The following is a 12359-nucleotide window of genomic DNA, read 5'->3' on the forward strand; positions in this document are numbered from 1 at the left end:
CGGAGATGATTAAACACCGATTTTGCGATATTTTTGACGCTTGGCTACAAGATCATCACCATCACGCTTACGGCGATATTCTTCAAACTCAGCATAGTTACCAGTGAAGAATTCAGGTGTTTCACCTTCGAATGACAAGATGTGCGTTGCAATACGATCCAGGAACCAACGGTCATGCGAGATCACCATCACAGTACCCGGGAATACCAGAATGGCATCCTCAAGTGCACGCAAGGTTTCGATGTCCAAGTCGTTCGATGGTTCATCCAGCAAGATCACGTTTGCACCCATTTGCAGGATTTTCGCAAGTTGTAAACGGTTACGCTCACCACCTGACAATTGACCTACGCGCTTTTGCTGATCTTGGCCTTTAAAGTTAAAGCGACCGATATACGCACGAGATGCGATTTCGTAATCACCAATCTTCAAGATATCTAAACCACCAGACACTTCTTCCCAAACCGTTTTGTTGTTGTCTAGCGTGTCACGGATCTGACCGACATAAGCCACTTTAACCGATTCACCCAGCGTTACCGTACCGGTATCTGGTTGCTGTTCGCCAGTCATCATACGGAATAGCGTGGTTTTACCCGCACCGTTCTCACCCACGATACCCACAATTGCAGCAGGTGGTACTGTGAAGGTTAAATCCTTGTACAGTAAGCGATCACCAAACGATTTACTGATGCCTTCAACTTCTACAACCTTGTTGCCCAGACGTGGGCCAGGTGGAATGTAGATTTCAGAAGTTTCGTTACGTTGCTGGAATTCGCGCGAGTTAAGCTCTTCAAAACGCTCCATACGCGCTTTGTTTTTCTTTTGCTGACCTTTGGCATTAGAACGAACCCATTCAAGTTCTTTTTTCAATGCTTTAGCAAAAGATTCTTCCTGCTTGTTCTCTTGCTCTAAACGGGCATTTTTCTGCTCAAGCCAAGAAGAGTAGTTACCTTGATACGGAATGCCCATACCACGGTCAAGCTCCAGAATCCATTCAGCAACGTTATCCAAGAAGTAACGGTCATGCGTAATAGCGACGATGGTACCCGGGAAGTCTTTCAAGAAACGTTCCAACCAAGATACAGATGAAGCATCTAAATGGTTCGTTGGTTCGTCTAGAAGTAACATATCTGGTTTAGACAGAAGTAATCGGCACAGCGCCACACGACGACGTTCACCACCTGAAAGCTTAGATACATCTGCATCCCAAGCAGGCAAGTTCAATGCTGCAGCTGCTTGATCCATCTGGTTCGCAAGGTTATGCGCATCCCAAGTCTGGATAATCGCTTCAAGCTTCTCTTGCTCTTTCGCAAGTGCATCGAAATCCGCATCTTCTGCTGCATATTCAGCAAAGACTTCATCCAGACGTGCCAAGGCATCAAGCGGTTCACGTAAACCATCTTCGACGTTACCACGAACGTCTTTAGTTTCATCTAAAGGTGGTTCTTGCTCAAGATAACCGATTTTTATACCCGGTTGCGCACGTGCTTCACCAGAGAAATCTTTATCTACGCCCGCCATAATACGAAGCAAGGTAGATTTACCTGCACCGTTTAAACCAAGCACACCAATTTTAGCGCCTGGGAAAAATGATAAAGAGATGTCTTTCAGGATTTCGCGCTTAGGCGGAACCATTTTCGACACTCGGTTCATCGTATAAATATATTGGGCCACGTAGGACTCCTCAATAGAAAACCAAATCTGGGGCTCAGATGAGCAGCCCCTGCTCTAATGAGCGAAAAAATAATCGGGTATTATACGCAGAAAGCTGCGAAAACATAAGCCATTGCCATGAACTTCAATGCATTGTTACAAGTTTATTGATGATGTTTTTTTAAACAGTTGTTTTCAGTAAAATAAACGACTCAAATCCAGGTCGATATATGAATATTTCATATATTTATTTCAATAAAATTGCACTTTTACTCATATGTGAAAATGCTACACTCAAGCCATAAACTTAAACTAGAAGATCAAACAGAATGAGTTATAAAGCAGAAACCCTTGCGATTCATGCAGGTTATACCCCAGAAGCAACCACCAAAGCTGTTGCAGTGCCGATTTACCAAACCACGTCTTATGCCTTTGACAATACTCAACATGGGGCCGATCTCTTCGATTTAAAGGTTCAGGGCAATATCTATACCCGAATTATGAACCCGACCACTGCGGTTCTGGAACAACGTGTCGCAGCACTGGAAGGTGGAATTGGCGCGCTGGCTTTGGCCTCTGGCATGGCTGCGATTACTTATGCGATTCAGACCATTGCGGAAGCGGGTGACAACATTGCTTCTGTGTCAACGCTATATGGCGGTACCTATAACCTCTTTGCCCATACCCTACCAAAACAGGGCATTGAAGTCCGTTTCTTTGATTATGAAAAGCCGGAAAGTCTGCGTGACTTGATTGATGAAAAAACCAAACTGGTCTTTGTCGAATCGATTGGTAATCCACTGGGTAATATTATTGATCTGGAAGCCATTGCTAAAATTGCACATGAATATGGCGTACCGGTGATTGTCGACAATACCGTTGCCACCCCAGTACTACAAAAATCTTTCGACTTTGGTGCGGATATTGTGGTGCATTCCCTGACCAAATATATCGGTGGTCATGGCAATTCAATTGGCGGCATTATTGTGGATAGCGGCAAATTCCCGTGGGGTAAATATCCTGAACGTTTCCCTGCCCTGAATACGCCTGATCCAAGCTACCATGGCGTGAACTATGTCGAAGTTTTGGGGGAAGCAGCATATATCGCACGTGCGCGTGTGGTTCCACTACGCAACACAGGTGCAGCAATTAGCCCGCATAATGTGTTCCTGATTTTACAAGGTTTAGAAACATTAAGCCTGCGCATGGAACGTCATACTGAAAATGCACAAAAAATTGCGGAATATCTACAGGCACATCCAAAAGTGAAATGGGTCAATTACGCAGGTTTAAGAAATCATCCACAACATGCGTTGGCACAAAAATATGTGAAAGGAAAACCTTCTGCAATTCTGTCCTTTGGCGTGCAAGATGGTCGTGAAGGCGGAACTCGTTTTATTGATGCGCTGCAATTATTCACACGCTTGGTCAATATTGGCGATGCCAAAAGTCTGGCTTGCCACCCTGCGACCACCACTCACCGTCAGTTGAGTGCAGATGAACTCAAGGCTGCAGGTGTGAGTGAAGATATGGTGCGTTTATCCATCGGGATTGAACATGCCGATGACTTAATTGCTGATTTAGAGCAAGCTTTAGCAGCCGTATAAAAACTCATCAGTTCAAGCTTTGTACTGGCATCCTGCTGATTAATTTCAACAGGATGCTTTTTTATTTTAATTTTTCTTTGTATGTCTTTGCATTAGCTTTAGTTTATGGTAAAAATAAAGATATACAGCTCACAAAAATAGAGCAATTACTCTAAATTCATTTTTAAATTCAACCACTTATTGCATAGCTTTTTTTGTGAAATCGGCTATTATAAAGCCAAGGAAAACAGTTCAAATTCAGCCTGAAATTTGAATCGTCAATCTCAATAAAAATGACAACTCAGGAATCAAAATCAGGAATATTAGCGTGAAGCCAAAATTAGAGAAACTTTTTCAACAGCGAGTAAATGGTAAAGTTGCCCTTATTACAGGTGCATCGAGTGGTATTGGTTTAACCGTAGCACATAAACTAGCCGATGCGGGTGCGCATGTGCTCTTAGTTGCACGTACTCAGGAAACCTTAGAACAAGTCAAAGCCGAAATTGAAGCACGTGGTGGCAAAGCTTCAGTTTTTCCTTGTGATTTAAACGATATGGACTCTATTGATGCGGTATCACAACAGATTCTTGCTTCAGTCGACCATATTGATATTTTAATTAACAACGCAGGACGTTCAATTCGTCGTGCAGTTCACGAGTCGGTTGATCGTTTCCACGACTTTGAACGTACCATGCAACTCAACTATTTTGGTGCTGTGCGTTTGGTGCTGAATATTTTACCGCAAATGATGCACCGTAAAGATGGTCATATCATCAACATTAGCTCAATTGGCGTATTAGCCAACGCAACTCGCTTCTCGGCTTATGTGGCATCTAAAGCTGCGCTGGATGCATTTAGTCGCTGTCTATCTGCAGAAGCGCATACGCACAAAATTGCGATTACGTCGGTGTATATGCCATTGGTACGCACCCCGATGATCGCACCAACTAAAATTTATAAGTACGTCCCAACGCTTTCACCTGAACAAGCTGCAGATTTAATTGCTTATGCGATTGTGAAACGTCCGAAGAAAATTGCGACACACTTGGGTCGCCTGGCTTCAATTACATATGCGATTGCACCAGATATCAACAACAAACTCATGTCAATTGGTTATAACTTGTTCCCAAGCTCAACCGCTTCTGTAGGCGAGCAGCAAAAACTGAACTGGGTACAAAGAGCATATGCACGCCTGTTCCCGGGCGAACACTGGTAATTTATACACATTCAAGTTTTGCTTTAGGCGACCTACGGGTCGCCTATTTTATTAGCAATCACTTCATCCTACGTTTTCAATCTTGCCACATCTATTGCAAGAGATAACGCTAACAAGCTTTATCTTGTGTCCATGCAGCTCAAACAAACATTCAATTTATAGATCGTTTATGCTATAACACAGCTGTTTTGAGTATTTTGAATGGATTATGCGAGCACTAGCCCTCATTTTACAGTATGGCTGTTTTGCCTTTGCCTTATTTTTGAGTTATCAAGTTGCAACGGCGCTTTATCAGCAAGAATATGAACTCTTAGAAGTTGTTGCCGATGTAGGCACGATTTTAATTTGTATTGATTTGGGCGTATTTTTATTTAGCAGCAAAGCCTCACAAGGTTTAAATCTTCAGGAATATGCTCGTCAGCTTGAAGCACCACCATCAAAACTAGTGGCAGTGACGCGTAAACTTGGGCATTTGGGAATTATGCTGATTTTAGTGAGTTGGATTGTGCCGTTGATTTAAAAAATCATCCTTTATTCCAAGAGAGCTAAAAGACTTATAAGCTGCCTATACTTTTGGTTTTTAACACATCAAACCCACAGCTCAACAGAAACTCATACGTCAAATCATATTGTCGCGCAGGTCGTGTCCAATCATCATCGTAAACACATGGTACATAAATCACCATACCTTGACGGGCACGCGTTAATAAAACCCGATAGGCATTCAATAAGTATTTTTTATTGGCATCATTATGGATTTGCTGCCACTTACTTCCCCTAAAACTCTGGTAACACCATTGTTGATCAAAATAAAAGTTAATATCCCAAGCCACACAGGTATGATCTATTTCCAAGCCCTGTATATCAAATTCAGTTGCAACGTCTTCTAAATAATAAGAGGAACGCACATCAAAATTGTTATTTAAAAACCAATCCGATGGCTCCATTTTGTTTTTAACATCCAAACCCTCTGCCTTTAAACGACGCCCACCCGAACTTGCCACAATACCGTAACGCTCTGAACCTTTCGCTTTTTCTTTTAGCCAATCTTTTGCTTGATTTAAATTACGACACAACACGATCGGATAATCTTGCTTAATTTCCTGATAAATTTGCTTTGCAATGTCTGGTTGATTGTCCAATATCGCTTGGACTAAATTAGAAACACGCTCACTTCTAAATGAGCGAACAGAAACTGCTAAATGTAAATTTGACTCATGCTGCCCAAAAGCTTTCAACCAAGCGATCTGTTCATTTGACTCAAGATAGACTGTCTGCTGTAAGATTTGATGTGAATAATATACGGTCCAATCTTTAAAACTATTCTGCAAAGCGGAAATCCATTCCGAAACACCCGCTTCACCTGTATTAATCTCTTGCCCGCCACCAATTAAACACACGATCACACACCAATCTGAGTGCCGATCCATAACGCTGATTAAAAATTCTGGCTCTGACATCGCAAAATTTTCAATGCCTTTTTTTTGTTTCATAAAATTGGAAACTTGCTCTTTTTGCCAAGCACGTTGAGCCTCATCAAAAACAACGACTTTCTCAATCGGCGCTTCTGATGATTTTAAATAATGATCACGAAAGTGATGAATATTTTGAATAAATGTTTTAGCATGACGCTCGGCATCTGTACGCTTGATCAATTGGTTATTTTGCTTAGCACTATTCACAGTATCACGTATCAAGGCCTCTCGTAGCACATCCACAAGTGGGCCATTTCCTGATAAAAATACAGAGTGCTCAGACTCATCTGCTTTTAAGCGCTGATTGGCAATATTTAAACCTGCCAAGGTTTTTCCTGCTCCGGGCACACCCGTTAGAAAGCAAATGGCTTTATGTTTATTCAGCTTAGTGAGTTCGATAATCTGCTCAATTCGCTTTGATGTGATTTCTAAATTAATTGCACCCGCATCACTTCGTGAAATATCTTCAACACGATGCCCTTGATATAACGCCTGCGCAGCTTCAATAATTGTGGGGGTAGGTTTATAAGTTGAATTAATCCACGTAGATAAATCAAAGTAAGTAGATTCAGAAAAATACTGTATGGCTTCTAGTAAATAATTTGTTAGTTGCTCCGTATTACAACATAAAGCATCATTCAGCTCCCGAATCGCCTGCCAGTCCTGTTCAATTGAATTGGCTTGTGTTGCAACCAAAACTGGGATCACTTTTTGGTGATGACATCCCGCATGAAAGTTTAATAAATCCAGACAATAATCAATCACCTGTGTTTTTGCTTGTGAAGTGAATTGTCGATCACCCACTTTAAATTCGACCACAAAAATTAAATCACGAATAATTAGAATATTATCTACCCGTTTCCCCATACGCGGGATACTAAACTCAAAAAAGACTTGCCCACTCTTAAAAACCCCTAAATGCTGTTTCAATATTTGAATTTATTTTAACCAAGCATTCTTCTGCAGTTCATCTAATGCAAACTCATGATGTCGTGCCAAACTCCCCAATATAGATACATCTGTTGCTTCTAAGAAATTTTTGAACTCATTCTGGTAATAGCTTTTCAATATCTTCAAACTTCAGTTTTGTTTTTATTTAATATACTGAAAACAAAAACAAAAAGCCCCCGAAATTCGGGAGCTTTTTATTGGAACAATTCAAGATTACTTCGAACCTTTAATTCCCGCTTGCAACAACAATGCACCTAAACCACCAATTTTATTCTCTTGTGGTTTAGCAGCTTGTGGCTTTTTAGCCTGTGGGCGATCCGCCTGAGGGCGCGACTGCTGTGGACGCTTCGCCTGTGGCTTACGCTCTGTACGTTGCTCTTGATCACGACGTGCTGGACGTGCCGCTTTAACAGGTGCAGCCGAACCTTCAGGACGCATCGATAAATTCACGCGGTTACGTTCTACATCAACCTGCAACACTCGCACTTGCACGATTTGACCAGGTTTCACAACTTTATGCGGATCAGCCACAAACTCATTGGCCAATTCAGAAATATGTACCAAACCATCCTGATGCACGCCAACATCTACAAATGCACCAAAGTTAGTTACATTGGTCACCACACCTTCAAGCTGCATGCCTTCAGTCAGCTGTGCCACCTCAGTAATATCTTCACGGAACTTAGCCGTACGGAATTCAGGACGTGGGTCACGACCTGGTTTTTCCAATTCAGATAAAACATCTTGAATGGTAGGTAAGCCGACTTGATCATCCACAAATTCTTCAGCATTCACTGAACGGATAATTTCGGTATTGCCAATGATGTCTTTGACTGTAGTCGCTTTAGCAGCCACAATTTTTTCTACCAAACCATAAGATTCAGGGTGAACAGCTGAGGCATCTAAAGGCTCAGAACCCGCTTGAATACGCAAGAAACCTGCGGCTTGTTCAAAAGTACGCTCGCCTAAACGTGGTACGTTTTTCAAGGCTTGGCGGTTATCAAAACGACCATGTTCTTTACGGTAATCTACAATTTGCTGTGCAATGGCTTTATTCAGACCTGCGATATAACCTAAAATTGCTGAAGATGCCGTATTGACATCAACACCTACCGAGTTCACACAGTCTTCGACCACGGCTTCTAAGGTTTTTGCCAAACCTGCCTGATTCACGTCGTGTTGATACTGACCTACACCAATTGATTTCGGATCAATTTTAACCAATTCAGCCAATGGGTCCTGTAAACGACGGGCAATAGACACTGCACCACGAATCGACACATCTAGCTCTGGCAACTCTTGCGATGCCAACTCAGAAGCTGAATATACCGATGCACCTGCTTCAGATACAGATACACGCGTCAATTTTAAGTCGCTGTGTGCAGCCATCATTTCTGCCACCACCGCTTCAGTTTCACGGCTTGCAGTCCCGTTACCAATCGCGATTAAATCAACATGGTGCTCACGGCATAAACGTGCAAGCTCTTCAATCGCGCCTGCTTTGTCTTCTTTAGGTGCAAATGGATAAACCGTGCTATGTGCAACCACATCGCCAGATTGGTTCACCACAGCTAGTTTCACACCTGTACGGATACCAGGGTCTACACCTAGCGTACAACGTGCGCCTGCAGGTGCAGAAAGCAATAAATGACGCAAGTTTTCTGCAAACACATCCATTGCTTCTGCTTCGGCAGCCAAACGTTTTTCAGTCAATAATGAATGTTCGATTTGTGGACGTACTTTGCCCAACCAGAACAATTTTGCCGTTTGTTTTAAAAAGTCCTGGCGTGCTTGCGGCTGAATCTGATCTAAATTGTATTCAGTTTCAATACGTGCCAAAGGTGCACTGTCTTCACCATCAACTTTTAAGCCCAAGACGTTTTCTTGGCGACCACGCAACATCGCCAATAAACGATGGGATGGCACTTTGTTCAGGTTTTCTGAAAAATCAAAGTAATCGCGGAATTTTTTGCCCACTTCTTTTTTCTCATCAGAAGCAACCAAGCTTTTTAATACCGCTGTTTTGGCAAAAATTTCTTTTAATTCGGTGGTCAAGGCAATATTTTGTGCCCATTCATCAATTAGAATGTGTTGCACAGCATCTAGCTGACTGTCTACATCTGGATAGTCTGCATGACTAAAGCCTGCTAAAGCTTCGCTTGGCTCGACTTGTTCTGCAAAAATTCGCGCTGCAATTGGACCTAAACCTGCTTCTTTGGCTTTAAACGATTTACTAGTACGTTTAGGACGGTAAGGCGCATAAATTTCTTCTAAGGCATTTTTGGTTTCAGCAGCGTTTACCCGTGCCAATAAATCATCAGATAATTTATCTTGTTCTTTGAGTGATTCTATTACTTTTTCGCGACGCTCATATAAATCACGTAAATACGATAAACGTGTATCGAGCTGACGTAGCTGCGTGTCATCTAAACCTTGCGTCACTTCTTTACGGTAACGTGCAATAAATGGAACGCTAGCACCTTCATCAATCAGTTTGATGGCAGCTTCTACTTGATTTGGTCGTACGGCAAGTTCTTTTGCTAACTGCTGAACTAAGTCAGTCATCGTGTGTGATCCTACAAGGATAAGTACTAAAAGCCATGATTATAAAGACCAAGACTATAAAATCCACAATTGTTTTATGAATTTTATAAATGGTGGTGTTTTGGCGATTTTTGCCAATTCGGCAAAATTTTATAAATCTAAATAAAATTCAGGCTTATGTTAGACTCAAATGGGCAAATATGTCAGTTTTTGGCATGGGAATGCTGTATATATTTGGTATCTATGTCTTGATTTTATCTGCAATATTTGTTGCTTTAGAGCATAGGCAAAAGATACCAATGAATCGTATACTCAAAGCCAACTCAACTTTTTGTTTACGATGACAATAAAGAATAAAGGAGCACATCATGAGTTTAGTTGTACCTGCTGAAAAAACAGATGCCGTACACAGCGAAACTGACCGCGTTGAACGCATTCTCGTTGTGGATGATGATGTGCGTTTACGTACCCTGTTACAACGTTTCTTGGAAGATAAGGGCTTTGTGGTTAAAACTGCCCACGATGCAACGCAAATGGATCGTTTGTTACAGCGTGAACTGTTCTCTTTAATCGTGCTGGATTTTATGCTGCCTGTAGAAGATGGTTTAAGTATTTGCCGTCGTTTACGTCAATCTAACATCGACACGCCAATTATTATGCTGACGGCTCGCGGCAGTGACTCTGACCGTATTGCAGGTCTTGAAGCAGGTGCAGATGATTATTTGCCAAAACCATTTAATCCAAACGAGCTGTTAGCACGTATTCGTGCCGTATTGCGTCGTCAAGTGCGAGAAGTACCAGGCGCACCAAGTCAGCAAATGGAAGTGGTCGGTTTTGGCCCATGGTCGCTAGATTTATCGACCCGTACTTTAACGCGTGAAGGTCAAGTTGTAACACTGACTACAGGTGAATTTGCGGTACTCAAAGCTTTGGTACAACACCCACGCGAACCTTTGACCCGTGACAAATTGATGAATTTGGCACGTGGCCGTGAATGGGGTGCAATGGAACGCTCAATTGATGTTCAAGTTTCTCGTTTACGTCGTTTAATTGAAGAAAACCCTGCCCGCGCACGTTATATTCAAACGGTTTGGGGTGTAGGTTATGTATTTGTTCCAGACGGCGCGGAATAAATTACTGTCACCTATTGTCCCTAAACGATATTTATAGCATTGAATTACGTGACAAATCATTCGCAACTGTCCGAGGCAGGAGGTATCAATCTCTAATGTTTCTGCGAGTCATCAATCATATGCAGTGATTTGACGAGTTTTGCGAATGAAAATGGTTTTGCCTACTTTTGCCAAAACAAAAGTAGGTCGAACCGAAGGTTAAACCCAACATCTAAACCTAAAAATGTATGACTCCGCAGTGATAGTTGCAGCTACAAATTATTAGCTTGGTAGGTCGCAGCATAGGATTGCTTAGTGAAACTCGAACCCATCAACCCACAAGAGTTTACCGACTATGTGGCGTATTCTGAAAAGAAACGTACCCGCTGGGAGCGTTTTTTGGACAAAATCAAACCACGTTCTGCCGCGATGCGCACTGCGGTGCTGGTGGTTTTTGTGGTGCTGTTCAGTCTGTTTATGTCGTTGTGGTTCTTTTGGCGCACTTTGTATTTACCTGAAATTCAACAGCATGCGCGCTATTTAGCGGTTGAACTGGAAATTTTAAACAATCCCGATTTGCGCATTTTTCACAATGAAGCCGAAGTCGATGTTGATGCATGGCTTAAAAATCGGGTCGGTATTGAATATGTGACCGATCCACGTGAGTTTCCCAATGTACGGGAAAAAGTCATTGCCGAATTTTTTACCCGACAAATTGAAAAGAAACTAGCAACTGAATTAAAAATGCAGGATGTCACGGTTTATTTCCAGTTCAAACCAAGCCCGCGCATTTGGATTCAAACCCCAGAAATGAATGGCAACTGGGTACGTGAACCCCTCAAAACTTATGCCAACTACAGCCCTGAACTGGTCTTTGGCTGGCTTTTGGGTATTCCGCTTTTGGCTGCAGCAATTATTTTAACCTTAGTACGTCAGCTGAACCGTCCTTTGCGTCGTCTGCAAAATGCCGCCAACAGCTACAGTAAAACAGGTAAAGCCCCTTATTTGGAAACCAATCACGGCCCGCAGGAAATTCGTGAGGTCAACCAAGCCTTTAACCACATGATTTATACCTTGGAACAGACTGAACGTGACCGTCGTATCATGTTGGCGGGTATTTCACATGACCTGCGCACGCCACTGACACGGATTCGTTTAAGTGCTGAAATGATGCCTGATGATGAATTTTTAAAAGAAGGCTTAATTTACGATGTAGAAGATATGGATGCGATTTTGAATCAATTCATTTCTTATATGCGTGATGGTTCTGATGAAGAATTACAAGAAACCGATTTAAATGTTTTGCTGCAGGAATTGATTATTCAATTTAAACCGTTGGATATTCGCTTTAACGCACAAGAATTACCTCTAATTCAGGCGCGTAGTTTGTCACTAAAACGTCTGATTGGTAACTTGATTAACAACTCTAAACGCTATGGTGCAGAACCGATAGAACTTTCTGCAGAATTGCTGGAGGATCAGATTCGGATTCGTGTGGCCGACAATGGTACAGGAATTCCTGAAGACCAGATTGCAGATTTAATGCAGCCGTTTGTACGTGGCAATGAAGCGCGTACCGTACAAGGCAGTGGTTTAGGCTTGGCGATTGTAAAACGTATTGTTGATATTCATCAGGGCGAACTGACCATTCAAAACCGTGAACAAGGTGGTCTGGAAGCCATCATTACCCTGCCGCTACAACCTGAAGTTGTAGAAGAAAAAAGTAATATTGGCACGCTGGAAAAAATCAAACAAAGTTTGAGTGAACATTTCTAAACGGCTGATTCATTTGATCTCCATCTGGCTTGCTATATAGCAATTTCAG

7 protein-coding genes and 1 pseudogene are annotated in these 12359 nt (G+C 42.2%); 5 read left to right on the forward strand and 3 right to left on the reverse strand.

Annotation, left to right across the window (positions count from 1 at the left end; translation table 11 throughout):
* Positions 1–9 precede the first annotated feature (9 nt).
* Positions 10–1671 carry an energy-dependent translational throttle protein EttA gene (gene ettA, locus AC0T5Z_RS12380; protein WP_005263915.1) on the reverse strand — a complete coding sequence of 554 codons (1662 nt, stop codon included), beginning with the start codon at positions 1669–1671 and terminating at the stop codon, positions 10–12.
* A 308-nt stretch (positions 1672–1979) separates the two neighbouring features.
* Here ettA and AC0T5Z_RS12385 point away from each other — a divergent pair, with 308 nt between their 5' ends.
* From AC0T5Z_RS12385 to AC0T5Z_RS12395, 3 genes are all read left to right on the forward strand, one after another.
* Positions 1980–3257, forward strand: coding sequence for an O-acetylhomoserine aminocarboxypropyltransferase/cysteine synthase family protein (locus AC0T5Z_RS12385; RefSeq protein WP_435336944.1), 1278 nt, complete (start codon positions 1980–1982; stop codon positions 3255–3257).
* A gap of 307 nt (positions 3258–3564) precedes the next feature.
* Positions 3565–4452, forward strand: a complete 888-nt coding sequence (locus tag AC0T5Z_RS12390; protein WP_291340485.1) for an SDR family NAD(P)-dependent oxidoreductase — start codon at positions 3565–3567, stop codon at positions 4450–4452.
* 208 nt (positions 4453–4660) lie between these two features.
* Positions 4661–4972, forward strand: coding sequence for a hypothetical protein (locus tag AC0T5Z_RS12395; protein WP_019838218.1), 312 nt, complete (start codon positions 4661–4663; stop codon positions 4970–4972).
* A gap of 34 nt (positions 4973–5006) precedes the next feature.
* Here AC0T5Z_RS12395 and AC0T5Z_RS12400 read toward each other — a convergent pair.
* Positions 5007–6998: pseudogene (locus AC0T5Z_RS12400) on the reverse strand (DUF2075 domain-containing protein).
* 93 nt (positions 6999–7091) lie between these two features.
* Entirely contained in the window at positions 7092–9443 is a 2352-nt protein-coding gene (locus AC0T5Z_RS12405) for a Tex family protein (protein WP_291340487.1), read from the reverse strand.
* Between the two features lie 347 nt (positions 9444–9790).
* On the opposite strand from AC0T5Z_RS12405, the gene ompR reads away from it, so the two are divergent.
* Positions 9791–10555 carry an osmolarity response regulator transcription factor OmpR gene (gene ompR, locus AC0T5Z_RS12410; protein WP_104852661.1) on the forward strand — a complete coding sequence of 255 codons (765 nt, stop codon included), beginning with the start codon at positions 9791–9793 and terminating at the stop codon, positions 10553–10555.
* Between the two features lie 294 nt (positions 10556–10849).
* Positions 10850–12310, forward strand: a complete 1461-nt coding sequence (locus tag AC0T5Z_RS12415; protein WP_435336943.1) for an ATP-binding protein — start codon at positions 10850–10852, stop codon at positions 12308–12310.
* Positions 12311–12359 lie beyond the last annotated feature (49 nt).

This window comes from Acinetobacter pengchengensis, assembly GCF_982235305.1.

Bases quoted from the DNA above. Each gene is read 5' to 3' on its own strand.
- ompR (WP_104852661.1), top strand. From the start codon at position 9,791: ATGAGTTTAGTTGTACCTGCTGAAAAAACAGATGCCGTACACAGCGAA.
- AC0T5Z_RS12385 (WP_435336944.1), top strand. From the start codon at position 1,980: ATGAGTTATAAAGCAGAAACCCTTGCGATTCATGCAGGTTATACCCCA.
- AC0T5Z_RS12405 (WP_291340487.1), bottom strand. From the start codon at position 9,443: ATGACTGACTTAGTTCAGCAGTTAGCAAAAGAACTTGCCGTACGACCA.
- AC0T5Z_RS12395 (WP_019838218.1), top strand. From the start codon at position 4,661: ATGCGAGCACTAGCCCTCATTTTACAGTATGGCTGTTTTGCCTTTGCC.